Origin of the sequence: Paenibacillus naphthalenovorans, from assembly GCF_001465255.1 — a bacterium.
GTDB lineage: Bacteria > Bacillota > Bacilli > Paenibacillales > NBRC-103111 > Paenibacillus_G > Paenibacillus_G naphthalenovorans.
The window spans coordinates 4,898,742-4,923,089 of sequence record NZ_CP013652.1; the positions used below are offsets into that span (position 1 = coordinate 4,898,742).

At 51.2% G+C, this 24,348-nt stretch carries 20 protein-coding genes; 9 read left to right on the plus strand and 11 right to left on the minus strand.

What is annotated here, in order from left to right:
- The first annotated feature begins 5 nt into the window (after positions 1-5).
- From IJ22_RS24150 to IJ22_RS24165, 4 genes are all read left to right on the plus strand, one after another.
- Positions 6-1,214: a CaiB/BaiF CoA transferase family protein gene (locus tag IJ22_RS24150; protein ID WP_062410605.1), complete on the plus strand. Its 1,209-nt coding sequence runs from the start codon at positions 6-8 to the stop codon at positions 1,212-1,214.
- Between the two features lie 22 nt (positions 1,215-1,236).
- The gene (locus IJ22_RS24155) at positions 1,237-2,715 is read left to right on the plus strand and encodes an aldehyde dehydrogenase (protein ID WP_054817331.1); all 1,479 of its coding nucleotides are present in this window, start codon (positions 1,237-1,239) and stop codon (positions 2,713-2,715) included.
- A 26-nt stretch (positions 2,716-2,741) separates the two neighbouring features.
- A complete protein-coding gene (locus IJ22_RS24160; RefSeq protein ID WP_062410606.1) occupies positions 2,742-3,581 on the plus strand; it encodes an HpcH/HpaI aldolase/citrate lyase family protein in 840 nt (279 codons plus the stop codon).
- A gap of 82 nt (positions 3,582-3,663) precedes the next feature.
- On the plus strand, positions 3,664-4,668 hold the full coding sequence (locus IJ22_RS24165; RefSeq protein ID WP_054817333.1) for a LacI family DNA-binding transcriptional regulator: 1,005 nt from the start codon (positions 3,664-3,666) through the stop codon (positions 4,666-4,668).
- A 119-nt stretch (positions 4,669-4,787) separates the two neighbouring features.
- Here the strand turns inward: IJ22_RS24165 and IJ22_RS24170 are convergent, their stop codons facing one another.
- Both IJ22_RS24170 and IJ22_RS24175 read right to left on the minus strand, forming a co-directional pair.
- Positions 4,788-6,278, minus strand: coding sequence for a sensor histidine kinase (locus IJ22_RS24170; RefSeq protein ID WP_054817334.1), 1,491 nt, complete (start codon positions 6,276-6,278; stop codon positions 4,788-4,790).
- The gene (locus IJ22_RS24175) at positions 6,275-6,961 is read right to left on the minus strand and encodes a response regulator transcription factor (RefSeq protein WP_054817335.1); all 687 of its coding nucleotides are present in this window, start codon (positions 6,959-6,961) and stop codon (positions 6,275-6,277) included. Before IJ22_RS24175 ends, IJ22_RS24170 begins: the two co-directional genes overlap by 4 nt.
- 108 nt (positions 6,962-7,069) lie before the next feature.
- Between IJ22_RS24175 and IJ22_RS26420 the strand changes: the two genes are divergently transcribed.
- Positions 7,070-7,213 (plus strand): hypothetical protein, encoded by a 144-nt coding sequence (locus tag IJ22_RS26420; RefSeq protein ID WP_160327407.1) that lies wholly within the window; start codon positions 7,070-7,072, stop codon positions 7,211-7,213.
- A gap of 77 nt (positions 7,214-7,290) precedes the next feature.
- Here IJ22_RS26420 and IJ22_RS24180 read toward each other — a convergent pair whose 3' ends face one another.
- From IJ22_RS24180 to IJ22_RS24220, 9 genes are all read right to left on the minus strand, one after another.
- A complete protein-coding gene (locus tag IJ22_RS24180) occupies positions 7,291-7,989 on the minus strand; it encodes an ABC transporter ATP-binding protein (RefSeq protein WP_175471946.1) in 699 nt (232 codons plus the stop codon).
- Positions 7,973-8,701 carry an ABC transporter ATP-binding protein gene (locus tag IJ22_RS24185; RefSeq protein ID WP_062410607.1) on the minus strand — a complete coding sequence of 243 codons (729 nt, stop codon included), beginning with the start codon at positions 8,699-8,701 and terminating at the stop codon, positions 7,973-7,975. The genes IJ22_RS24180 and IJ22_RS24185 overlap by 17 nt, the downstream gene beginning before the upstream one ends.
- Entirely contained in the window at positions 8,670-9,680 is a 1,011-nt protein-coding gene (locus IJ22_RS24190; RefSeq protein ID WP_062410608.1) for a branched-chain amino acid ABC transporter permease, read from the minus strand. Before IJ22_RS24190 ends, IJ22_RS24185 begins: the two co-directional genes overlap by 32 nt.
- A gap of 3 nt (positions 9,681-9,683) precedes the next feature.
- On the minus strand, positions 9,684-10,559 hold the full coding sequence (locus IJ22_RS24195; protein ID WP_062410609.1) for a branched-chain amino acid ABC transporter permease: 876 nt from the start codon (positions 10,557-10,559) through the stop codon (positions 9,684-9,686).
- A gap of 111 nt (positions 10,560-10,670) precedes the next feature.
- The gene (locus IJ22_RS24200; RefSeq protein ID WP_062410610.1) at positions 10,671-11,906 is read right to left on the minus strand and encodes an ABC transporter substrate-binding protein; all 1,236 of its coding nucleotides are present in this window, start codon (positions 11,904-11,906) and stop codon (positions 10,671-10,673) included.
- 22 nt (positions 11,907-11,928) lie between these two features.
- A complete protein-coding gene (locus IJ22_RS24205) occupies positions 11,929-13,365 on the minus strand; it encodes an aldehyde dehydrogenase family protein (RefSeq protein ID WP_062410611.1) in 1,437 nt (478 codons plus the stop codon).
- Between the two features lie 195 nt (positions 13,366-13,560).
- Complete coding sequence (locus tag IJ22_RS24210) at positions 13,561-14,976, minus strand: sigma-54-dependent transcriptional regulator (RefSeq protein WP_054817345.1); 1,416 nt, start codon at positions 14,974-14,976, stop codon at positions 13,561-13,563.
- Positions 14,954-16,420, minus strand: coding sequence for an ATP-binding protein (locus IJ22_RS24215; protein WP_062410612.1), 1,467 nt, complete (start codon positions 16,418-16,420; stop codon positions 14,954-14,956). Before IJ22_RS24215 ends, IJ22_RS24210 begins: the two co-directional genes overlap by 23 nt.
- Positions 16,389-17,864 carry a sodium:solute symporter family protein gene (locus tag IJ22_RS24220; protein ID WP_062410613.1) on the minus strand — a complete coding sequence of 492 codons (1,476 nt, stop codon included), beginning with the start codon at positions 17,862-17,864 and terminating at the stop codon, positions 16,389-16,391. The genes IJ22_RS24215 and IJ22_RS24220 overlap by 32 nt, the downstream gene beginning before the upstream one ends.
- Positions 17,865-18,080: 216 nt before the next feature.
- Here IJ22_RS24220 and IJ22_RS24225 point away from each other — a divergent pair, with 216 nt between their 5' ends.
- The 4 genes from IJ22_RS24225 to IJ22_RS24240 all read left to right on the plus strand — a co-directional run bounded on the left by IJ22_RS24225 (position 18,081) and on the right by IJ22_RS24240 (position 24,318).
- Positions 18,081-19,406 carry an ABC transporter substrate-binding protein gene (locus tag IJ22_RS24225; RefSeq protein ID WP_062410614.1) on the plus strand — a complete coding sequence of 442 codons (1,326 nt, stop codon included), beginning with the start codon at positions 18,081-18,083 and terminating at the stop codon, positions 19,404-19,406.
- 23 nt (positions 19,407-19,429) lie between these two features.
- Positions 19,430-21,178 carry a sensor histidine kinase gene (locus IJ22_RS24230; protein ID WP_062410615.1) on the plus strand — a complete coding sequence of 583 codons (1,749 nt, stop codon included), beginning with the start codon at positions 19,430-19,432 and terminating at the stop codon, positions 21,176-21,178.
- Positions 21,153-22,805 (plus strand): response regulator transcription factor, encoded by a 1,653-nt coding sequence (locus IJ22_RS24235; RefSeq protein WP_062410616.1) that lies wholly within the window; start codon positions 21,153-21,155, stop codon positions 22,803-22,805. Before IJ22_RS24230 ends, IJ22_RS24235 begins: the two co-directional genes overlap by 26 nt.
- Positions 22,806-22,998: 193 nt before the next feature.
- Positions 22,999-24,318, plus strand: a complete 1,320-nt coding sequence (locus IJ22_RS24240; RefSeq protein ID WP_062410617.1) for an ABC transporter substrate-binding protein — start codon at positions 22,999-23,001, stop codon at positions 24,316-24,318.
- Positions 24,319-24,348 lie beyond the last annotated feature (30 nt).

Here is a 24,348-nt window from a genome sequence, read left to right on the forward strand (position 1 = left end):
CGAGGATGGACGATCAGAAACGAGGCGAGCTGCCTCTTGCAGGATTACGGGTGGTCGATGCCTCGACGATATTGGCGGGGCCTATGCTGGCCACCTACCTAGGAGATTTTGGAGCGGAGGTCATCAAGGTTGAGCATCCGTCGGGTGATCCGCTGCGAAACGCCGGCCGGCAGAAGGAAGGCAAGTCGCTAGAATGGAAGCTCGTTTCACGCAACAAAAAGCCGATCACCTTGAACTTGGGTAAACCCGAAGGTCAGGAATTGTTTATGAAGCTGGCGGAAACGGCGGATATTGTCATTACCAATTTTCGGCCGCAAACCTTGAAAAAATGGGGGATCACCTACGAGACGCTGAGTGCCCGCAATCCCGGCCTGATACTTGTACAGGTATCCGGCTTCGGTGTGGAGGGTCCTTACAGCGACAGACCGGGATTCGGCACCCTGGCTGAAGCGCTCAGCGGATTTGCCGAAATCAACGGATATCCCGACCGCGGTCCGCTGCTGCCCAACCTGGCTCTCGCCGATCAGGCGACGGCACTGCTTGGAGCGTATGCCACGATGGTGGCGGTATACGAGCGCGATCATTCCGGGAATGGCAAAGGGCAGTTTATCGATCTGCCGATTTATGAGGCGCTTATGGGCATGCTTGGCAATCAGGTGATGGAATACGACCAGCTCGGTATTCTCCAGAAGCGAATGGGCAACCGTACCCAATGGACGGTCCCGCGGAATTTGTACCAGACCTCCGACGGCAAATGGGTGGCCATTTCGGGCAGCTCTCAGCCTATTGTCGAACGCATCCTGAAAGCGGTGGAGAGAGAAGATCTGATTACCGATCCGCGATTCAAAGACAATCAAGCCCGGCTGCAGCATGCGGAAGAAATCGATGGTGTCATCGCGGAATGGATGTCACGCCACACGCAATCGGAAGTGCTGGCGCGTTTCCACGAGTGCGATGCAACCATCGCGCCGACCTATACGATCGAAGACATTTTCAAGGATCCGCATTTCCGGGCGAGGGGCAACATTGTTGAGGTGCCCGACGGAGATTTCGGAAAGGTCAAAATGCTGAATACAGCACCGAAATTTTCCCGTACCCCGGGGCGAATCCGGCACAGCGGGCTGGAAAAAGGGGCCTGCAATGACGAAGTGTTCGGCAAGCTCGGGTTAAGCAAAGCTGCGCTGGATGAACTAAAGAAAAACGAAATCATATAACTTACCAACCGGGAGGATGACTATGGAACAGTATCAGCTTTATATTGGCGGGCAGTGGGTGGAGGCACAATCGGGAGAGCGCTCCGAATCCATCAATCCTTATACGAACGAAGCCTGGGCGAGCGTCCCCGTCGGTGCGGAAGCGGATATCGATCTGGCCGTACAGGCGGCGCGCAGGGCGTTTGACGAAGGTCCATGGTCGAAAATGTCGAACAGTGAAAGAGGACGTCTTCTCATCCGTCTGGCGCATTTGATCGAAAACAACATCGAACGTTTGGCGCAAATCGAAACCCGGGACAACGGCAAGCTGATCCGGGAGACTACAGCGCATCTGAAATCGCTGGTCGATTATTACATCTATTTCGGCGGCATGGCCGATAAAATTCACGGGGATGTCATTCCGCTCAACAAAACATCGGTGCTGAACTATACACTGCGTGAACCGATCGGCGTCGTCGGGGCGATTACGCCGTGGAATTCGCCGCTCCTGCTCACAACATGGAAAGCGGCGCCTGCATTGGCTGCCGGGAACGTCATGGTGATCAAGCCTTCCTCCACGACACCGTGCTCGATTCTGGAATTCGCCAAGCTGGTCGAGGAAGCGGGGTTTCCGCCAGGCGTATTCAACGTCGTTACCGGACCGGGTAGCCGCATCGGCAATTACCTCGTACAGCATCCGGGTGTGGACAAAATTTCGTTTACCGGCGGAACCGATACCGGACGTTCGCTGGCTTCGCTCGCGGGCAAGCACATTAAACGGATCACACTCGAGCTGGGCGGCAAATCGCCGAACATTGTGTTTGAGGACGCGAACCTTGATAATGCGGTCATGGGCGTCATGGCGGGAATATACGCCGCCTGCGGCCAAACGTGCAGCGCCGGGTCCAGACTGCTGCTTCAGCGTTCGATCTACGATGAGTTTCTGAACAAGCTGGCGGAACGCTCACGTCAAATCAAGCTCGGCGATCCGAGTGATTGGCATACGGAGGTCGGTCCGCTGGCCAACCGTTCGCAGTTGGAAAAAGTGGCTTACTATGTGGACATTGCCAAGCAGGAGGGGGCCGAGGTGCTGCTGGGCGGTAAACGTCCGGAAGCGGCGGAGCTGCAGCAGGGGCTGTTCTATGAACCGACAATTCTTACGAATGTCACCAACGACATGCGTGTGGCGCGTGAAGAGATTTTCGGGCCGGTCTTGTCGGTCATTCCGTTCGAAACCGAGGACGAAGCGATTCGCATCGCTAACGATTCCGATTTCGGTCTGGTCGCCGGCGTATGGACGAACCACATCTCCCGCGGACACCGGATGGCGCACGCGATCCGCAGCGGTACGGTATGGGTCAACACCTTCCGCAATGCCAACTATGCTTCTCCTTTCGGCGGTTACAAGGCGAGCGGCTACGGACGCGAGAACGGTCTTGAGGTGTTGAAGGACTACACGCAGGTCAAAAGCGTATGGGTGGAAACGGAAGAGAAAATGAGAGATCCGTTCGTCGTTGGTTAGAATATGAAGGATAGGGGTGGATACCTTTGTTATATAGAACGATGATGTTTACGCCGGGTAACCGGCCCGACAGGCTGATCAAATCGTTGGATAGCCCGGCGGATGCCCTGATTTGGGACGTCGAGGATGCGGTCCACCCGAATGAGAAGGAGGCGGCCCGTACGGTGATCCGGGATGTGCTGGACTCTATGGACGATGCTCCCTCCAAGCCGATTTTCATCCGGGTCAATCAAGCAGGTACCCCGTGGTTTGAAGACGATGCCCGTCTGGCGGGACATCCGCTGGTTCGCGGCTTGCTCCTGCCCAAGACGGAGAGCGCCGCACAAGTGGAGCAGGCCTGGAAGCTGATGGGCCGCAAGGGCGAGCTCATCGTCCTGATCGAAACAGCTGTTGGCGTTCGCGACCTGGAGAACATTCTGGAGTCGCCGCTGATCACCGGTGTCGCTTTAGGCGCCGTCGATTTGGCTGTCGATCTGAATTTGACACTGACGGATTCCGGGTTGGAGCTGCTCTACTTCAAGTCCCGTATCGTAACGCTGGCCAGAGCTGCAGGTATTCAAGGCATTTATGATTCGGTATTTCCCGATTTTAACAACTTGGACAGCCTCCGCATACGAGCCGCGCTGACGAAAACAACCGGATTTACCGGACAAATGTGCATCCATCCCGTGCAGATCCCGATCATTACTGAAGTCTATACCCCCTCAGCGCAGGAAATCGATTGGGCTAAGCGGGTCATCCATGCGCTGAAGAATGAAGCGAAGGGACTGGGCGTCTTTACGATTGACGGCAAAATGGTGGATCGCCCGGTGATCGAAAGGGCAAAACAAGTCCATGAGGCGGCCGTTCGCTGGAAATTGGCCTGAAAGCACCCGGTTTATTGACATGCGGTTAGTTTCATTCTATACAATAGAGGTATAACTTTTTTCGTGAATGGGAGCAATGTGGATGAAGGTAACCATCGATGATGTAGCGCAGAAGGCGGGGGTATCCAAAGCGACGGTTTCGCGCGTACTGAACAAAAACTATCAATACATTTCGGATGATACGAAAGAACGCGTGCTGAGAGCGGTCGAACAGCTGGATTACCGGCCGAACGCGCTGGCCAAAGGCTTGAAGTCGTTAAAGACGAACGTAATAGGTCTCGTGCTCTCCAATCTGCGAAATCCGTTCTGGTCACAGGTATTGGAAGGTATCGAGGACGTGTGCAAACATTACGGATATAACCTGATGATCGCCAATTCCCGCGACAGCCTGGAATCGGAGGAGGATCACATCAGGGGCTTCGGCTTACGTCAGGTAGACGGCATCATTGTGAACCCTGCAACAGGTATGAATCCATTATTCGAGACCCTGTCCGAAAAACAATTCCCTCTGGTATTTCTCAACCGTAAAGTGGAAGGCGTAGCGGCCGATACCGTCGTGGTAGACAACATCAAAGGCTCCAGGATGGCCGTAGAGCATCTGCTGCGGCTCGGGAAGCGGAAAATTGCCATTTTCCTGTATCCGCCCAACGGAATCAGTCCTCGTCTCGAACGGATTGAGGGGTATCGATTAGCGATGGAAGAAAACGGTTTGCCGGTCCATCCGGACTGGATCAAAATCGTGCGGAACAAGCAGGAGTGTCAAGTCGAAATCGGCAAGCTATTGGAAACGGGGCTGCCGGATGCGATCTTTTCCACCAACAGCATTCTTACCCTGGAGATTATGGATGCGCTGAAGGAGTTGGGGCTTTCGGTACCCAAAGACATCGCCGTATTGGGCTACGACGAGACAGCCTGGGCCAAGCATCTCGATCCGCCCTTGACGACCATCGAGCAGCCCGCTTACGAAATGGGGAGGGTGTCCGCCGAGCGGCTGATCCGGAGAATGGATAACAAAACGGATGCAGCTTTGGAAACGATTCTGTTGGAGCCGGCGCTCATTGTCCGCCGTTCCTGCGGGGAAACCTAAAGGACCAGCGATCCGCATAGGAAAAAATAATTCAACCGTCCGCCCGCGGCATGCTTGAGAGAGCAGCCGCGGGTGGACGGTTTTTGGACTGCCGGACAGCTGGACTGGACCGGCAGCCTTCAAAGAGCGGGAAGACGGACGGAGAACGTGCAGCCTTTACCGGGTCTGCTATCGACGCTGATCGTGCCGTCATGGGCTTCCACAATCGATTTGGAGATCGAGAGTCCAAGTCCCGCACCCCCATGCTTGCGCGTTCGGGACGCATCGCTGCGGTAGAATCGCTCAAAGATATGGGGAATATGCTCTTCGGCAATGCCGATACCGTTATCGCGGATCATCAGGTCCGCTTGATTCCTGCGGGACGACAAGCTTACCTTAATCACTCCGTGTTCCGGGTCGGTATGCTGAACGGCGTTATGGAACAGGTTGAGGATGACCTGTTTGATTTTATCCGAATCGTAAATCCCCCGGATGCCTGCCGTCAGGTCGAAATCAACGGTCCGGCTTCCCGCCAGCATCCGCAGGTGCGGCTCCATTTCCCGGATGAGTTCGTCCAGCCTTGTTTCCTTCAATTGAAGCTCCGGGGAACGGTCGAGCTTGGCCAGCATCAGCAAATCCTCTACGAGCTTCTTGATGCGTTTGGATTCGCCATGCATGCTTTTCAAGGCGGGATACAGCTGTTCCGGCCTGTCGGCCGCCCCGCGAAGCAGCACCTCCAAAAAGCCGTGAATCGACGTCAAAGGCGTTCGCAGTTCATGGGAGGCGTCGGCAATGAACCGCCGCATCTGTTCTTTGGCTTCCCGTTCGGCCTCAAAGGAGGTCTCAAGCCGTTCCAGCATGCCGTTAAAAGAGTCAGCCAGACGGTCGATCTCCAGCTGCCCTTGCGGACCGGGGAACCTTTCGGCTAAATTTCCGGCATCCGTCCGTTCGACCGCCTTTACCATCATATCGAGTGGATTCAGCGTACGGCGAAGCACAGGCAGATAGAACGCCAAGCCACCCGCCAATGCTAGAACGGACAGCGCCACGAACGTCAGCAGCTGGCGCATGACCACATCCTGCAGAGGCGCTGTGGCTGTCCCCATTTGAAACATGCCGCCGATCTGCAAGCCGACCGGCCGGAACACGATGAGCTGTTCTTTCCCTTCCTCGTCCCGGACAACGCGATAGTGGACCCGTCCCCGATGATCGGACGGCTGAATGGAGCGGTACTCCTCGTCCGACAGACGCGGCGAAACGGAACCATTATCCCTGGTCAGATCGATGAAGGTTCCGTCGTGCCCGATATAGGCGACAGACATATCCGGGAGGAACAGAACCGGGCCCCGAGGCCGGCCTGTATCGGACTGCGAGCCGGGCGCACGGTCGCCGGAAGACCGTTCCGGAAGCGGATTCGGCCGGGTCAATATATCTCTTGGCAGCGTCCTTAGCTGCGTTACCATCGTTTCCGCCTGATTCCGGTATAGAAAATCCTTCATTAATACATATTGCAGCGCGCCGATCAGCAGGAGAAGGGCGGCCAAAATGAACAGCGACCGTGTCAGAAGCTGAAAACGGAGCGAACGGGGAGCCATCACCCGTTTAACCGGATCAAGAACTTTCCTTATCATGGCAAATCCATCCGGTACCCGGCGCCCCTGAGCGTCCGGATCAACCGATGCTCCTTGTCGGCCAATTTGTCCCGCAAAGAACGGATGTAAACCTCGACAATATTTTCTTCCCCTCCGAAGTCATATCCCCAGACCTTATCCAAAATTTTCGTCTTGCTTAGCACGATGCCATGATTGATGACCAAAAATTTAAGCAGCTCGTATTCCGTCGGGGAGAGCCCCAGCGCCTGCTCCTGATAGACGATTTCTTTTCTGCGGTCGTCAATGCGGAAAGGGCCGATCGTTACCTCGCCGAACAGATTCGGAAACTGATTGCGAATCCGGGCGCCGATGCGGGCAAGCAGCTCTTCGAAGCTGAACGGCTTGACCACGTAGTCGTCCGCTCCGAGTGTCAGTCCCTTTACCCGGTCATCGACTTCGTCTTTGGCAGTTAACATGATCACGGCAATATTGTTCCCGTTCTTCTTGAGCAGCCGACACACCTCAAATCCGTCCATGCCCGGCATCATCACGTCCAGCACGACGACATGCGGCTCGAATTCTTGTGCCAGATTGACGGCGCTCATGCCGTCAGGCGCGGTTTTGACTTCGAAGCCTTCGTTTGTCAGTCCCAGCTCCAGAAATTGCAGTATGTGGGGTTCGTCATCGACCAGCATAATTTTAATGCCTTTTAAGCTTTTCATCCCTATGCCTCCCACGTCAGTCCATGGTATAAATTATCCGCCACGAAGCTGAATGTACGCTGAATGCGGCCTGAACCGCGGCTGAATCATTGCAGGAGGCTTGAAAGCATGCCGAGAAGCGATGCCGTACTCGCATTAAAGGAGGGCCTTGCCATGACAAAACCAACGGTTCTGTACGAAGCGGACTTGGATCAAAGAAGCTCTCCTTCTATGGTAACGTTTTGGCTGTATGAAGTAAATTCAACCGGATAAACAAACGATTAAAAGCAGGCTTTCGAGTGATTATCGGAAGCCTGCTTTGGTTTCATCCATATTCGTCGAGGGGTCATTTATAAGCCGAGGTAGGCTGCTTTGACATGCTCGTTTTCCTGCAATTGTTTGCCTGTTCCGCTGATGGCCACCTTGCCATGCTCGATGACGTATCCCTTGTCGGCAATCGACAAGGCGTGATGAACATGCTGCTCTACGAGGACAATGGTGATGTTCTTTTTCATTTTTTGGATCGTTTCGAATATTTCATCCACGAGAATCGGTGCGATTCCAAGTGACGGCTCATCCAGCAGCAGCAAGGAGGGCTTGGATGCGAGGCCCCGGCCGATGGCCAGCATCTGCTGTTCTCCGCCGGACAGGTTCCCGGCCATATTGCCTGCTCTTTCTTTTAAGCGGGGGAAGGTATCAAGGATATGGGCGATGGATTCCTCGCGAAATTTCGCCGCCCGCTTGTTATAGCTGCCCATTCGCAGGTTCTCCAGGACGGTCATTTGCGGGAATACCTTACGGCCCTCCGGGACATAGGCGATTCCGAGCTCGGCCATTTTGTGAGCGGGAAGATGGCCTATTTCCTGATCTTTGAAACGGACCGATCCTGTGTGAGCGGTCAAACCTACAATCGACTTCAGTATCGTTGTTTTACCGGCTCCGTTGGTGCCGATGATGGATACGACCTCTCCGGGACTGACATCAAAAGAAACATTCCAGACCGCTTGCACCGCCCCATAGAAAGATTCCAGATTAGTGACTTTTAACATATCCATCCCCCAAGTACGCTTTAATCACCGTCTCATCGTTCATAACCGCCTTTGGGTCCCCGTTGGCAATCATGACGCCGTTCTGGAGCACGACAATGTGATCCGAAACCGCCATCACGGCTTTCATAATATGCTCGATAATCACAATGGTTGTTCCATTCGTACGGATTTGATGAATCAGCCTGATCGCCTCGTCCACCTCGGATGGCGTGAGCCCGCCCATCGGCTCGTCCATGAGAAGCAGCTTGGGTCTTGTCGCGATTGCGCGCGCCACCTCAAGCCGTTTCAAATTTCCGATCGAAAGCTGTCCAGCCGGAATATGCTGAAGAGATTCCAAATGCGTGAAGGACAACATCTCCTTTGCTTTTTCTTGAGCTTCTTTTATATTTTTGCTTTTAGCCAAGGAGGCGACCATCAGATTATCGAAAACGGTTAATTTGGCCAGCGGTTTTACGATTTGGAAGGTGCGTGCGATCCCTATGGCATTCAACTCATGCGGCTTCTTTCCGGTAATGTCCTGACCGTCGTAATAAATTTTTCCTTCGGAAGGAGGGAAGACGCCTGCAATCATGTTAAAACAGGTCGTTTTGCCGGCTCCGTTAGGTCCGATGAGCGCGAGTATCTGCCCTTCTTTCACATGAAAGCTGATGTTCTCATTAGCGGTGACTCCTCCGAACCGTTTAGTAATGCGGTCGATTTTCAGTAAGCTCATGCGGTTCTCCCCTCCTTTTTTTCATGCGTGTCATCCATTTCTTTATCCCGTCAACCATGCCGCCCGGAAGGTAAACGATAACGGCCATAATCATCAGACCGTAAATGACCAGATAAAGGGAAGGGTAGGTTTGCAGCGCAGGAATTCCCTTTAAGTATTCCTGCAGGCCGATAAGCAGCGTGGACCCGATTATGGGCCCGGCGATGGTTCCGATACCGCCGATAACGGTGACAAAAATCATTTCCGCTGAAAGATGAACGGTAAAGGCCATCTCGGGATCGATAAACTTGTTGAACAATCCGTAATAGGAGCCTCCCAAGCCTGTGATCGCTGCAGAAAGAAATAAGGATAGGCTCTTATATCGTGCGGCATGAATCCCCATGGACTCCGCGGCATCTTCATTCTCGCGGATCGCGATGAGCGAATAACCGGTTTTTGTTTTCATCAGATAAGAAATGAACAGACAAACCAGAACCGTTAACGCCAAGCCGAGAAAAAAATACTCTTGTTTATCCGAAACGCTTATGCCAAGAAAGGTGCCGCCGGACTCCAGCATGATCCCTTCGCCGCCATTGGTCACGCTTTTCCAGTTTCGGGCGATAATCAGCAAAATTTCGGCCATCGCCAAGGTTCCTAAACCGAGATAAGGTCCCCGCAGCCGGAATATCAGTTTGCCCAGAGGGAGGGAGAACAGTCCTGCCAGCAGGGCGGAGAGCGCCATGCTCAGAAACATATCCATGTTGAGCTCGTTCATGAAAATCATGGAGGCGTAAGCCCCGATGCCAAGAAACATGGCGTGACCGAAGGAAATTTGTCCGGTGAAGCCGCCGAGCAGGTTCCAGGCTTGCCCCAAGATGATCCAAACGAGAATATAGGAGCAAACGGTGTAGAAGTAAGCGTTTTGTGCGCCGATGAAGGGGACGATCAAGCCTATGGCCAGGGCTGAGACGAGGGCAATGACAGCCGTTTTGGTTTTCATGTTTTATTTCGCCCTCCCAAACAATCCCTGCGGTCTGAACAGGAGAACCAACAGAAAGATGACTAACCCGAACATATCGCGGAAGCCCGTTCCGCCCGGAATGTAAGCCGCACCGAAGCTTTCCGTAACGCCAAGAATCAAACCTCCGAGCGCGGCTCCCGGAATGGAACCCATGCCGCCCAATACGACGATGACGAATGCTTTAACGACAAAAAGTGTTCCGATGGAAGCATAGATGGGATAATTGGCCGCCAATATATTTCCGGCAATCCCGGCAAAGGCCGCACCGAGACCGAAGGTTAAACCGGAGATGACCGACACGTTGACGCCGACAATCGTAGCCGCCATAGGCTCTTGTGATGCGGCACGGATGGCAAATCCGGTATCTGTTTTCGTTAAGAACTTGTGCAGACTATAGATCAAGAGTGCGGTGACGACAAAACCGGCCGTAAGGGTGGCATTGAGCGACAAGCTTCCGAAATGCCATACTTTGTTTTCCCAATACAGGTTTTCACCGTTAAGACGCAGGAATTTAGGTCCGATAAAAGCGGGAAGCGCCATCACATTGGCAAATAAAATTCCCGTGCCTGCCGTAAGCAGAAGCGTATTTTCCTCGCGAGCTTTTTTGGCTTTTTCAACAAACCATCGATAAAGAAAATACCCGATAGCAAAACAAACGGGTACAGAGAACAACATGCTGATAAAAGGATCCATGCCGAATTTGGAAAACAGGAAATAACTGATAAACATACCGATCATCACGAATTCGCCGTGGGCCATATTGATGACGTGCATAACCCCGAATATCAGGGTCAACCCGAGGGCGATAATGGCGTAAATACCCCCGATCAGCAATCCATCCAGGAGGGTCTGGAGCATAGGTGTACTTCCTTTCTGTAAATAAAGTCGGGCAAGAGGGGACGGGGGATCCCATCCCCTCCGCCACGATACGCATCGTAAAGAATGCCTCTCTGATTCCTGCCGGGCTCTTTACCAGCCTTTGAAATCTTTCATTTGATCCTGTGCGTACTCATCCGGATACACGGTGATCATTTTTCCGCCGATCCATTGGGAAATATCGGTCATGCCCTTGTTCTGATTTTTGTAACCGTCAAAATCTTCGAACTTCACACGTCCAAACACCGTTTCCAGATCGGTGGCTTCCAGCGCTTCTTTTACTCCTTCACGATCCAGGGTTTTGGCGCGCTTCAAGGCGTCGGCGATGACATAAATCGCTGCATAGCCCTCTACCTCGTGCTCGCCGGGCTCATGCTGGAACTTGGCGGTGAAGTTTTTATGGAACTCCTGGAATTTCGGATCCTTTTTGTTTCCGTGCCATGGGCCTGCGGTCAATACCGTTTCGGCGAGCTCGCCGGACTGCTGCGCAAAGCCGATGATCGAGTGGCCCGCGCCGGTACCGACAAACATCTTTGGAGACAGGCGGGATTCTTTGGCTGCCTTCATGATTTGAGTGGCGTCGTTGTCATCCCCGGCGGTGACGATAACCACCTCGGGGTTAGCCGCTTTGATTTTTTCCATTAATGGCTTGAAGTCCAGCTCTCCGGCTTTATACTTTTCCAGCGTGAATGGAATGCCTGCGGAGTCGGTATATTTTTTGATGCCGTATTCATACACCGCTTCACCGAACGCATTATCTACATTGATATAGGCGATGGATTTCGGCGGATTGGTTTGAAAGTAGTCGCGCAGAGCGGAGGTGTACATTCCGGCTGTCGGGCTTAAACGAAATACGTAATCATAATCGCTCATCGTGGCTTTATCGGAGCTGCCGTGATCGATCAGGTAAGGGATTTTATTTTCATTGGCCACTTGGGCTTCGACCAGGGTGACCCCGGATGAGCGTCCGCCGGTCAGCAGCAAAATGTCCTTATTGGCCACCAGCTTCTCCGTCGCGGTTTTACCCACCTGGGGCTTTTCTTGAGAATCTTCAATGATAATTTCGAGCTTTTTCCCGTTGATCCCCCCGGCCGCGTTAATTTCTTCAACGGCAAGGGAGTAGGCTTGCTTGAATTTTTCTCCGAATACGGCCGAACCGCCTGTCATCGGCAGCACGGCGCCGATTTTCAGGGTACCTTCACTGGAGGGGGCGGGCGTTCCGGCGTTCGAAGGTGCATTCGTCTCCGCAGCTCCGCATCCGCTGAGAAGCGAGCCTGCCAGAAAGACGGCGGACAAAACACCCCAATAGGCTTTTCGTGAATTTTTCATGGCTTACTCTCCTTTGAATGAATTAAAGCTGAATGACAATCAATTTTTCTTCGGTCATTTCCGAAATGGCATAACGGATTCCTTCTTTGCCGATTCCCGAGTCCTTGACGCCGCCGTAAGGCATATGGTCGGCACGGAAGGTAGGAATTTCATTGATCATGACCTGACCGACGTGCAGCCCTTGTGCGGCACGGAAGGCGGCATCCAGATTCGTGGTGAAAATCCCGGCATTCAGGCCGTAACGGGATTGATTCGTTAGACGAACCGCTTCTTCCACCGAGCCGACGCGATTGATGATGACAACGGGGCCAAACACTTCCTGGCAAACGACCTTCTCTGACTCGTTGACATCGGTCAAGATGGTAGGGGGAATGACTTGTCCGTTGGCTTCACCCCCGGCCAGAAAAGTCGCACCGGATTGCCGGGCTTCGTCGAGCCAGGCCGTAATACGCTGCAGGCTGCGTTGATTCACCACGGCGGAGACATCGGTTTGTTCATCGGAAGGAGCTCCGACGATTAATGTTTTGGCGGCTTCGACAAAGCGTTCCACAAAAGCATCGTAAATCGCTTCGTGCACATAAATCCGCTGGGTATGAATACAAACCTGTCCCGCGTAGGTGAAGGCACCGGTTAAAGCTTTAGGAACGGCTTTATCGAGATCGGCCTGCTCGTCGATGATGAGCGCCGAATTTGATCCTAATTCTAGGGTGATCTTCTTTAAGCCCGATTGGGAACGAATGAGCTTTCCTACTTCGGGAGATCCCGTAAAGGAAATTTTCTTCACTCGTTCATCCGCCAAGAGAACAGGCCCCAGCGTCGGTCCATCCCCTGCAACGACATTCAACGCACCGTCGGGAAGTCCGGCGTCCCGCAGCAGTTCAGCGAGCTTGAAGCTGGTCAGCGGCGTTTGTTCCGCCGGCTTAAGCACGATCGTGTTACCGCTTGCAATCGCGGGAGCGACTTTGTGGGCTACCAGGTTCAGGGGAAAATTGAACGGTGTGATAGCTCCAATCACTCCAATAGGTTCCCGGACGGTAAAAGCGATTTTTCCTTCCCCGCCTTTGGCCGCATCCATCGGGATGGATTCTCCGTACATCCGCTTGGCTTCCTCGGCGGCGAACAAGAACGTTTGAATCGACCTGGTTACTTCCATGCGGGCGGTTTTAATCGGTTTCGCCGCTTCCAGGGAAATCGTTCGGGCGAAATCCTCCGCCCGCTCTTCCAGCAATTGTGCGGCTCTGTACAAAATGCTTGACCTTTCATGAGAGGAAAGGGTTTTCACAAGTGCGTAAGCCTGTTCGGCTTCTGCAATGGCTTCCTCCATTTCCTCCGGTGTAGAGAGCGGGATTTCGGCAATGGTGGATAGATCATAGGGATTCTTTAATTCATAATGAAAAAAGCTCGATTTCCATCGTCCCCCTATAAAATTGGCTTTTCTTATTACAGCTGCCCCATTCAACGGATGTCCCTCCTTTTTCTCGCCTTCGTACGGCTCAAGTTATAAATAAGCAAAGTCCATGCCAAAGCTTTTTGTATCAAATAAAGGCTAGCGCATGTTTGGAGAGCGGCTGATAACCGAAAGCCCACACCTCAAGTGTGGGCTTTCGCACAGCAACTATTTAAAAATCGAGCGATTTCGCACAGTATCCGGGCGCTAGAATACCTCGCCAAAGTATTTCTTCACTCTCCGCTGTAATGAAAATCGGCTGATCCCCAAGAGCTGGGCCGATTTACTTAAGTTCCACCGTGTTTGATGCAGAGCCTGCTCGATATATTGCTTCTCCAATCTCTCCAATTCCCGTTCCAGATGAAAAGCTTCCGGGAAAGGGCGGACGGTTTCGCGGACGGAGGCCTTTTCGCAGTCATTTTCCGCCGCTTTGAGATCCAACTGATGCAAGGCCTCGATGACGATTTCCTCCGGCAGTTGGGAAGGGGTGATCATGGTGTCATGGTTGAGGATGACCAATCGTTCAATGCAATTTTTCAATTCCCGCACGTTCCCCGGCCATGGATATTGGCGGAACAAGTCCAGTACGGCGGGGGAAAAGCCGGGGATATTTTTGTTGAGCTTGGCGGACAGCGATTTCAAAAAATGGTCGGAGAGCAGCACCACATCGTCTCCGCGGTCGCGCAAAGGAGGCAAATAAATGGGGACCACATGCAGACGATAATAGAGATCCTTGCGAAAAAGCCCGGTATCGACCATTTCTTTCAGATGACGGTTGGTTGCCGCTACCACGCGAACATCGATCGCCCGATCCTTTGTGCCGCCTACCCGGCGAAGCTTCCGATCCTCCAGGAACCGCAAAAGCTTGACTTGAATGTCCAACGGCAGTTCTCCGATTTCATCGAGAAAGATGGTGCCTCCGCAGGCTAATTCAAGCAAACCGGATTTTGCCTTGTCGGCCCCCGTAAACGCATGCTTCTCAAAACCAAAGAGCTCGCTCTCGAGAAGATTGGAGGGTATTGCGCCGCAGTTCAGAGCGATAAAGGGCATTTGCCGGCGATGGCTGCAGGCATGGATGGCATGGGCAGCCAATTCCTTTCCTGTGCCGGTTTCTCCCATAATCAGAATACTTGTATTGGTCTCGGCCACTTGGCGGATTTGGGCAAGCACGTCCAGCATCGGACGGGACCCGCAGATGATCGGAGGGTGATCGATAGGCTGCTCCCCCTGATGCCGGGGGGAACCAAGCTCCGCCGCCTTTTTCTCCTTTGTCCACACGCTTTCGATGAGGGTCAGCACATCCTCCAGTTCAAACGGTTTATCAATGTAATCAAAGGCTCCCGCTTGAAGGGCCTTGACCGTGGATTGGGCATCTCCGTAGGCCGTCATCATCAGCACGGTCACGTCGGGATTCATTTTTTTAATGTCCTTCAGAATCTCGATCCCGTTTTTCCCCGGCAGCCGAACATCCAAAAATACCAGATCCGGCTGAACCTCGGCAATCCGCTTCAGCCCCGATTCGCCGGTTTCTTCGGTCCAAACCGAAAATCCCTCATCCTCCAAACCCATTTGCAAGGACAAGCGGATAACCGCTTCATCATCAATAATGACCACTCGCTTCATTAACATGCTTCCTCCTCTTCTTCGGTATTGTAAAGGAAAATACGGTGCCTTGTTCCTCATCTCCAACATCTTTGGCGTCAATATGTCCGCCGTGCTCCGTCACGAGCCGGTGTACGACAGACAACCCTAATCCGGTTCCCTTCGGATCGGTCGTAAAAAAGGGATTAAATATTTTATCCGCATGTTCGGGAGGGATCCCGATGCCATTATCCGAGATGTCGATGCGGAGTTCATCGGAGTTTTCCGTCATGTGAATGACAATTTTGCCTTCTGCAGACGGGACCACTTTAATCGCGTTCAGCAGTAAATTCAGATAAATCTGTTTCAAATGATCCGGATCGTAAAAGGCGAAAAGAGGGGTATGCGTCTGTCGTACTTCAATGCGGATCTGTTTGTCCCGGATGGGCTGGGCGAGAAGGGCCAGTACTTCATCCAGTACTTGGCGGATGTCAACCCGGAGCAGCCTGGCAAGCTGCGGCTTGGCGAAATGAACCAGCTGAATGGTTAGCCGATTCAGCCTTTCAATTTCCGACTGAATTCCGGTGAGCAGCATATCGTTTTGCTCATTTCCGGCAATCCGCCTTTGCAGCACCTGCACGCTCGTTTTCATTCCCGTCAGCGGATTGCGGATTTCATGGGCCATACCTGCTGCAAGCTCACCCAGCGCGGCTAATCTTTCCAGGCGGGTCAGCCGGACTTCCATCTGTTTTCTCTCTTCCATTTGCCGGACCATTTGATGAAAGGCGTCGACAAGGATTCCGACTTCATCCTTCCTTTGCAGCATTTCCTCGTTTTTCTTTTCAAGGTGGAAGGGCTGCCCGTCCCGAACCTGATCAAACCATCCGGCCAGACGTTTCAATGGCTTGGCAATGTGGTGCGCCAGCAGGATGGTTGCCTGAATGACGAATATACTGGCAATGACGATGGTGATCAGCGTATACTTCTGGATATTGGTTAAGGCTGGGGAAAACGGATTTATCGTTACCAGGATGCCTATGCGCCAATTCCATGGTTCATAGGTATCAAACAGCAAATACGACTGATGAAACCAGGTATTGTCAAGGATGACCCGGCCATGAGGCTGATCCGTTCCGGACAGATGCAGCCGGAGCTCCGTCCATGGATCGGACGGCGCCAATAACATGACCTCTCCTTCGACAATGACCATCTCGTTCTTCCACAGCTTTTGGGTAAACTCGATACTATCCTTCTTTCCTTCTGTCAATGAAACGGCCCGGGCGAGGACTTTCTGATGGATGTGCTCCAGCTGCAGCAGCGCTTGATTAAGGCTTAACGCCGCTTTTTCTTCCATGCTCTGGCTATAGTTTTTATAAGCGGACCAATAGGAAATTCCCCCGACGAAGAGAACGGGGAAAATGACCAGCAGGAGAAAGGGAAGCATAATTTTGGTTTCAATGGAGGGTGAGAATGGGATCTTCTTCATTTTTCCTGTTCCTTTTTCTTCTATAGAATGTGCTGACCGTTACCAGACAGAGAAGAGAGACCAGGACGCCGGGTAAAGCCGGATTCGTCCATTCGCCTTCGAGACGGAAGAAGAGGATTTCCATGATATAGATCGAGGTGCCGCCGACAAATCCCGCCCATGCCCCTTCCTTGGTCGCCCCCTTCCAGAACAGTCCGCCATACAGGGGGACGAAGAACGTCGCGGCAAAAAATCCCCATATATAGCTGCTGTAATCGAGCAAAGTTCCGGGAGGAATAAAAGCCATCAGCAAAGAGACGGTTGCTCCAATGGTAACAAGCCATCGGCTCACGCGAATCAGCTTCTCTTCAGTGGCTGGGCGTTTCACGGCATAACGATAAATATCCCAGCTGAAGCTCCCCGCCAGAACCAGAAGCTGGGAGTTGGCCGTAGAAACGGCGGCAGCCATAATGGCCGTCAAAATCAGTCCGGCCCAATAGGGGGCGAATAGGCGTTCCACTGCCATGGGCATGATTTCGTCTAACGATACGGCCGCAAGCTCCGGGGATAAGGCCCGGATTCCCAGGCTGGTGAAGATCAGAACGGCATACGTCGCAACCAGCAGGATGAGGGAGATGCCGATCATTTTGACTGCAGTGGAACGATCCTTCGCCGCGAGCACCCGGTTCATATATTGGGGATAGGTGGATTTGCCCAATGCCCAGCTCATAAACATAAACATGCCTAAATAAAAAAGCGAGGACCGGTCTGCGGCCATTGGGGATGAGGTGCCCTGCGGCAATGAAATGGAAGCGGATACAAACTTTTGTGCAGTATGCAGGCTTCCGCCAAGCTCCTGATAAACGAGGATGGCTCCGGTGAAAGAACCTATTAGAATTAACAAAAAATTGACCATATCTGTCCTGGCAACGGATTCAAAGCCGCCAAAGGTCGTGTAGATCAGGAATAAATAAACCAGTAACACAGCCAGCGCGTAAGGAATTTCCAGCATATGGCCGACAACGAGGCCAAAACCCCGAATCTGCAGCATGATATAAAACAGGTGGGAAAAAACGACCGCCATTCCGCCTACTGCCTGCAATCTTCTGCAGCCATAACGGACATAGAAATATTCCGGGAGCGTACGAAGGGATTTCCGGAGGGATTGATGGGCCAACCGGTTGGTCAAAGGAATAAAAAGCAGCGCCCCTGCGAACCAGCCCAGAACGCCGAACACGGACGGATACAGACCGAAGCGGTAGACGCTGCCCGTAATGAATAGCATGGAAGTGGCGCTAATCCATGATGCGCAGAACGTACAAACGCCCAGAAATACGCCCATATTCCCATGGCCTATAAAATAATCCTTGCTGCTTTTCACCCGATCAAATCCGTATTTTCCAAACCACAGCAGCACGATACTGTAGAATAAAAAATAGAGCAGGTACAACAGGCTATGTTCCATCCAAGCTCCTCCTTAATGGACTGCATACAAGAGACGATTCAACCATTCATGCGATGAATAATTTTACCAGTTAAATATATACCAAAATATGAACAAGATCTATTGGAAACGCATTAAATGGATAATTTTATACCATAAATGTTAAATAGATTGCATATCAAAAGATTGAAAATTGCTATAAAATGAACTATTAGCAAGTGCTGGAGGGAGGATTATATGAGAATCAGATGTATTCAATGGACAACTTTATTTGTTTGCATCATGCTGATGGCAAGTACATTGGCGGGTTGTTTCGGAGGTCATGATCAGGATTCCGATAATTCTTTCGGCAAGAACGGCAAACCGTATACGGGCACAAGTATAACCGCTTACATGGGGGTTAGCCCTGCGGCGGATGTGATCAGGTCGATGCTGCCCGAATTTGAGTCCCAAACCGGGTTGAAGGTCAATTTGCAGATTTTGGCCAATGAACAGCTGAGCCAAAAGCTGTCCGTTCAATTAACGGCAGGCAGTTCCAATCCCGATGTCTTCATGATTCGTCCGTTGGAAGAAGTGAAGCTTTTTCATAAAAACGGTTGGGTACAGCCGTTGGATGAATATGTGAGAAGAAATCCGGATTATGACTTTGATGATTTCTCCAAATCAGCCATAGAATCTACAACGGCCGACGGGAAGCTGATTTCCGTGCCGCTTTCCACCGAACAGCAAATTCTATACTACCGGAAAGACTTGCTGGAACAAGCCGGCATACCCGTTCCCAAAACGTTGGATGAGCTGGAGGAGGCGGTAAAAAAGCTGCATGATCCGGACAATGGCGTCTACGGTTTTGTGGCCAGGGGGCAGAGGAATGCACTTGTCACTCAGCTTTCGTCTTTCTTATATTCGGAAGGCGCCGATTTTCAAAAGGACGGTAAAGCGACAATCAACACGCCGGAAGCCATCAAGGGGATCAGCAGATATGCCAATTTGCTGAAAAATTATGGTCCTCCGGGTGTTTTGAATATGGCCTGGCCGCAAGCGATGGGTGTGTTTGCCCAAGGGAAAGCGGCGTTCTTTACCGACGCGAGCGCGATCTACAGCAGCATGCTTGATCCCGGTACATCGAAAATTGTGAATAAGGTTGGTTTTGCTATGTTCCCTGCGGGCCAGGCCGGGGCCAAGCCTTTTAATATCACGGCTTGGGGATTGGCGATGAATTCCGCATCGGCGAATAAAGAAGCGGCATGGACATTCATCGAGTGGGCAACCGGTAAAGACCTTGTCTTGAAATCGCAGCAAAGGGGAAACCCCGGAGCGCGGAATTCGGTATGGAATGATCCTCAAGGGGTTTCCGGATTTCCGGAGGAATATATCCCTGTCATAAGCGAATCCATACAAGTCGGGGTGGGCCATGACCGCCCGCAGGTAATCAGTGTAAGCGAGGCGCGCGATATCATAGGCGACATTGTCATTAAGGGCTTGTTAGGCGAGGATATTAAAGACGCAGCAGATAAGGCCAATCAAGCATATCAAGCGATCATCGACAGGGAGAAAGCCAAATAATACATCATTGCAGGAGACGTCGTATGAACATAAAAATGAACACCTTCGGCAAAGTGATCACGCTCGTCTTTTCTTTGCTTATCCCGATCATTTTATTATATGGATATTCCCATCAAGTAAGCATGAACGTGGTTCGGGAGACGGTTGAGGACGGAAATCGCAACCGGCTTTCTTTTTTTATGAGCCAAATGGAATTAATGATCGAGCAGTTTACCAAGTATTCGGTGATTGCCAGCCGGGACTACAGTATAAAAGAATATTTGGAGGGACGCAGCACAGGCAAACCGCTCGATCAGGTGCAAAGAAAAATGCGGATTGTGGAAATGCTGAATATGCAGATTGCAACCAGCGGCTGGAACAATCAGATTATTCTCCATTTGTCGGATTCCAAGGAAGTCATATCCACCGACTATTCGGTTGAATACAACCAGGACTATATCGATCAGACGGAATTAAAAAAATGGCTGCACCGGGATACGGTAGTCTTTGGAGCAAAGCAGATGTTCTTTTCCCGAATGAGGGAATCCGATAACCCGAATTTACTTATTGAGGTTAGATTTACAGATGACAATCTAAAAAATATGCTGAATCAGCTGAAGCAGGGCGGGAGGAGCGAGCCTTTTTTCTATCTGGCCGGTAAGGAGCCGATCTTAAACCGTACGGCGGATCATACGCTTGTGAGCAGCGCCGTCGAACAACTAGACCGTTTGAAGCTGGGCAAGAGCGGAAATTTGACGATATCGCTGAATGAACAGCAATATATTGTCAATTATATCCGTTCGGAAAGCCTTGGCTGGTATCTCGTGGATCTGGTCCCGCTGGAAAGTATCTATTCTCCGATTACGGTCAGCCGGAATTTATTTTATACTTCGGTCGGTCTGCTGATGGTGTTAAGCATTTTGATGACGTTATTATTGTACCGGAATGTTCAAAGGCCGATTCAATTGCTGCTGCGCGGCGTACAAAGAATCAAAGACGGGCAGTATTCCGTAAGGCTTCAGAAGCAGCCCAACAATGAATTTGATTTTTTATTTAACAGCTTTAACCAAATGGCCGAACAAATCCAAGAGCTCATAGAAAAGGTATATAAAGAAACGCTCCGCTCGAGGGAAGCGACTTTGAAGCAGTTACAATCGCAAATCAACCCTCATTTTTTATATAATTGTTTGTTTTATATCAAGAACATGGCGAGTTTGGGAGAAAAAGAGGCCGTGGTGGCCATGTCTCTGAATTTAGGAGAATATTACCGTTATACGACCAGGCTCGAAAACCCGATGACCACCATCAGGGAAGAAATGAAGCTGATCCAAAATTATCTGGAGATCCAGACGATGAGAATGCAGCGTTTAGGCTACGAGATCGCGATTCCTGAAGACATGATGGAATTGGAAATTCCGCGCCTGCTGATTCAGCCCATTGTGGAGAATGCCGTCATCCATGGGGTGGAGAATCAGTTGGAATTCGGCATCATTCATATCAAAGGCGAACGTTCCAACGGGACGAATCGGATCATTGTAGATGATAACGGCGGCGGCATGTCGAAGGAGGCCATGACAGAGCTCCAAACCAAAATCAACGTGCCCATGGATGAACAAACAGGCTGCGGACTCTGGAACATTCACCAGCGTTTAATTCACATGTATGAAGGGAAATCCGGGTTGTTTTTTTCACCGTCACCCTTAAACGGACTTCGCGTTGAAGTGATATGGGAAACGGCCGGCGGTTCAAAGAAAGGAGAGGATGGAGATGTTCCAATTACTGATCGTAGATGATGAAGCCAGTGTCGTGGATAGTCTTGCAGATACTCTTCCTTGGCCTGAAGCCGGAATCGGCTCCGTTTATAAAGCGTATTCCGGATTTGAAGCACTGGACATCTTAAAAACCAATCCCATCGATATTATCATGACCGACATCCGGATGCCCGGCATGAGCGGATTGGAGCTTTTGGAGGAGGTCCGCCGCAATTGGAAAAAAATTAAATGCATTTTATTGTCGGGACATGCGGAATTTGAGTATGCCAAGCAGGCGATTCAGCATAATACCTTTGACTACCTGTTGAAGCCGATTAGCGATGAAGCGATTTTATCGAAGGTGAAGCATGCGGTGGATGTATTGCAAAGGGAGCGCGAAGAAAGTCAGTCTTACCAGCGCGTGCTGAAAGCGTTGGAGGAGAACCTTCCGAAGCTGAGGGCCGAGCTGTTAAACGAATTATTGCAGGGTGTGAAGTATTCCAAGCAGCGATTAACGGAGAAGCTGGATTTGCTTAAGATGAGCATTGCTCCCGATTGCCCGTTCGCTTTAATGCTGGTTCGGATGGAAGGGCAGCTTTCGGAGCTGGATTTTTACAGCTTGTCTTTGATGGAATATGCGATCGGCAACATGGCGGAGGAAATATGCGAAGGTTATTTTCATCTATGGCCGGGTAAAGACGTTTACGGCTATTTGGTCTTCGTTGTCACGGTTACCGATGAGAAACAGGCGGAGCTTGCCCAAACGGAGAATAGGCGGGAGACCGTAGAAAATCAGCTGCAGCTTATGGCCTCCCAATTACAGCTTAGCGTGAGCCATTATCTGAAAGGGACCGTTTCCGTCTTGATAAGCAAATGGGGGTCGTTCCCCGATGATATGAATAGGCTTTACCAGGACAGCCTGTTATCCCTCCGCAGGCGGGTAGGAAACCAGAGCGGGCTGTTGATCTACGTATCCGACGAAATGGAGCAGCAGCCTGTCCATTCGCTGCAAAGACTATATGAACCGCCCCTGCTTATCCATTTGCTGGAGTCGGGGAATTGGGATGCGGCACATGAAAAATTAACGGGCATCCTGGACGAGCTTCACATGAAATGGGCGGATTCCGCCGAGCATCTGATCGAAGTTTTTTTCTTCGTCTATGCTTCCTTCAGCTCCTTTGCCCATAAAAACGGCCGGGAGCTGGCGCAAATGATCGGACCTGTGTTGTCCGATGCAGCGGGCTTGACGGCATGCCGTTCGATCGCGGCTTTGGAGAACTGGATGTTTCAATCGTTTCGGCGGCTGCAGCAGTGTATGGAGAATGAAACGAGGAACAACCGAGAGAATGCCGTCCGCAAAATCCAGCAGTTTGTCCAAAAGCATCTGGTGGAGGATGTTTCTTTACAGGCCATCGCCGATCATATGTATATGCATCCTGTGCATGTCTCCCGGATTTATAAGCTGGAGACCGGAGAAAATATAAGCGATTATGTCCTGCGCCTCAAGATGGAAATGGCCGCTTCTTTGCTTGCGGATAACACATTGAAAAACTATGAAATTGCTCTCAAGCTGGGCTATCAGAACCCCAACTATTTTATCAAAGTGTTTAAAAAGTACTATTCCTTAACTCCGCAGGAGTTTCGTTTAAAGCTTGAAGAAGGAAAATAACAGCCCTATGGATGCAGCCGCCTCGGAACGAGGTTTGGCTGCATTTTTGTGTCGGTGGCCATCGGCCCAAAACACGTTAATTTTGTATCACGAAAGTTAAATAGTTGTCATTTTATCGTAAGCGTGTACACATTACAATGAACATGAAAGCAAGCTGAAACGATTTTGCACCCTATTGAAGGAGGTCTTTTTCATGAAACCATGGGTAACCAAAGCAATGGCCGTCACTTTGATGGCATCGGTTGCCGCAGGCTGCAGCGGCGGGCCGTCGGCAGGCGAAGCGCCAAAACAGGAGAAGCCGACACAAACGTTAACGTTCTGGATGAAAAAACAATTGTTCGAGGATCAAAATAAATTGATCCTCGAACGGGCTAAACAATTTGGAGCCGAAAATCAGGTCAATGTCAATGTCGAACTCATCGCCTATGAAGATTTTTATCCCAAATGGTCCGCGGCCATCGAATCCAAAACGACTCCGGATGTATCCTTCTTCGGATATCAGGAAGTAGGGCAGTTTTATGCCAAGGGTGTTCTGGAGGATGTAAGCGATTTGGTGAAAAAGGTAGAAAGCGATAATGGCGAAATTCATGAAAGCATGAAGAAAGCGATCAGCTTCCAAGGCAAGCAGTACGCCGTTCCGTTTTGGACGGAATCGCAGGTGCTTTATTACCGCAAAGATCTGCTGAAAAATGCCGGCTTCGATGCGCCTCCGAAAACCTGGGATGAGTTTAGGGCAATGGCGAAGAAGCTTACGGATCCTGGTAAAGGCGTATACGGCGCGGGGCTGGGCTACGGAAAAGGGAACTCCGACGCTGAATTTTTGACAAGAGCGATTATCTGGTCCTATGGCGGCTCGCTGGATACGAAGGACGGCAAGACCGTCATCGTGAACAGTCCTGAAACGATTGCAGCCGCGAAGTTTATCAAAGAGATGTTCACCGTGGATAAGAGTACGCCTCCAAGCTCCATCGGTTGGGATGACAGCGGGAACAACAAGGCGTATTTAAGCGGTCAGGCCGCGATGATTTTCAACGTCGGAAGCGTACTCGGCACGATCAAGAAAGACAACCCTGAGCTTTACGAGAATACCGGCATTGCTCCTATTCCGGCCGGACCTAAGGGAAGCGTCATTCCGGGCATCAGCAACAACCTGGGCATTTTTAAAGATTCCAAAAATAAAGACCTGGCGAAGAAGTTTGTCGAGTACATGGTGAAAGAGGATTGGTACAAAACCTGGGTGGAAAAAGGCGCTCCGCTGACAGGACCGATCTATCCGGAATTGGCCAATGAGCCGGTGTGGCAGGAAGAGAAAAACAAAGGGTTTGTGGAATCCATCAAAAGCTTTGCGTTCCTGGGATTCCCCAGCGAGTACAATCCGAAGGCGGGAGAAGTATTCAACCTGCGTTACGTGAACGATACATTCCAGAAGCTGTTGCTCGATGCCAACTATACTCCGGAAACGGCAATCCAAGATTTGCATGCCAAAATTGAAGAAGTGTACAACAAACAATAATGTCCAAAGGCGGTTAAGGTATCAGAGGCA

Excerpts from the sequence above, each read along its gene's own strand:
- IJ22_RS24150 (WP_062410605.1), top strand. The coding sequence starts at position 6 with ATGGACGATCAGAAACGAGGCGAGCTGCCTCTTGCAGGATTACGGGTG.
- IJ22_RS24155 (WP_054817331.1), top strand. The coding sequence starts at position 1,237 with ATGGAACAGTATCAGCTTTATATTGGCGGGCAGTGGGTGGAGGCACAA.
- IJ22_RS24165 (WP_054817333.1), top strand. The coding sequence starts at position 3,664 with ATGAAGGTAACCATCGATGATGTAGCGCAGAAGGCGGGGGTATCCAAA.
- IJ22_RS24170 (WP_054817334.1), bottom strand. The coding sequence starts at position 6,278 with ATGATAAGGAAAGTTCTTGATCCGGTTAAACGGGTGATGGCTCCCCGT.
- IJ22_RS24175 (WP_054817335.1), bottom strand. The coding sequence starts at position 6,961 with ATGAAAAGCTTAAAAGGCATTAAAATTATGCTGGTCGATGACGAACCC.
- IJ22_RS26420 (WP_160327407.1), top strand. The coding sequence starts at position 7,070 with ATGCCGAGAAGCGATGCCGTACTCGCATTAAAGGAGGGCCTTGCCATG.
- IJ22_RS24180 (WP_175471946.1), bottom strand. The coding sequence starts at position 7,989 with ATGTTAAAAGTCACTAATCTGGAATCTTTCTATGGGGCGGTGCAAGCG.
- IJ22_RS24185 (WP_062410607.1), bottom strand. The coding sequence starts at position 8,701 with ATGAGCTTACTGAAAATCGACCGCATTACTAAACGGTTCGGAGGAGTC.
- IJ22_RS24190 (WP_062410608.1), bottom strand. The coding sequence starts at position 9,680 with ATGAAAACCAAAACGGCTGTCATTGCCCTCGTCTCAGCCCTGGCCATA.
- IJ22_RS24195 (WP_062410609.1), bottom strand. The coding sequence starts at position 10,559 with ATGCTCCAGACCCTCCTGGATGGATTGCTGATCGGGGGTATTTACGCC.
- IJ22_RS24200 (WP_062410610.1), bottom strand. The coding sequence starts at position 11,906 with ATGAAAAATTCACGAAAAGCCTATTGGGGTGTTTTGTCCGCCGTCTTT.
- IJ22_RS24210 (WP_054817345.1), bottom strand. The coding sequence starts at position 14,976 with ATGAAGCGAGTGGTCATTATTGATGATGAAGCGGTTATCCGCTTGTCC.
- IJ22_RS24215 (WP_062410612.1), bottom strand. The coding sequence starts at position 16,420 with ATGAAGAAGATCCCATTCTCACCCTCCATTGAAACCAAAATTATGCTT.
- IJ22_RS24220 (WP_062410613.1), bottom strand. The coding sequence starts at position 17,864 with ATGGAACATAGCCTGTTGTACCTGCTCTATTTTTTATTCTACAGTATC.
- IJ22_RS24225 (WP_062410614.1), top strand. The coding sequence starts at position 18,081 with ATGAGAATCAGATGTATTCAATGGACAACTTTATTTGTTTGCATCATG.
- IJ22_RS24230 (WP_062410615.1), top strand. The coding sequence starts at position 19,430 with ATGAACATAAAAATGAACACCTTCGGCAAAGTGATCACGCTCGTCTTT.
- IJ22_RS24235 (WP_062410616.1), top strand. The coding sequence starts at position 21,153 with ATGTTCCAATTACTGATCGTAGATGATGAAGCCAGTGTCGTGGATAGT.
- IJ22_RS24240 (WP_062410617.1), top strand. The coding sequence starts at position 22,999 with ATGAAACCATGGGTAACCAAAGCAATGGCCGTCACTTTGATGGCATCG.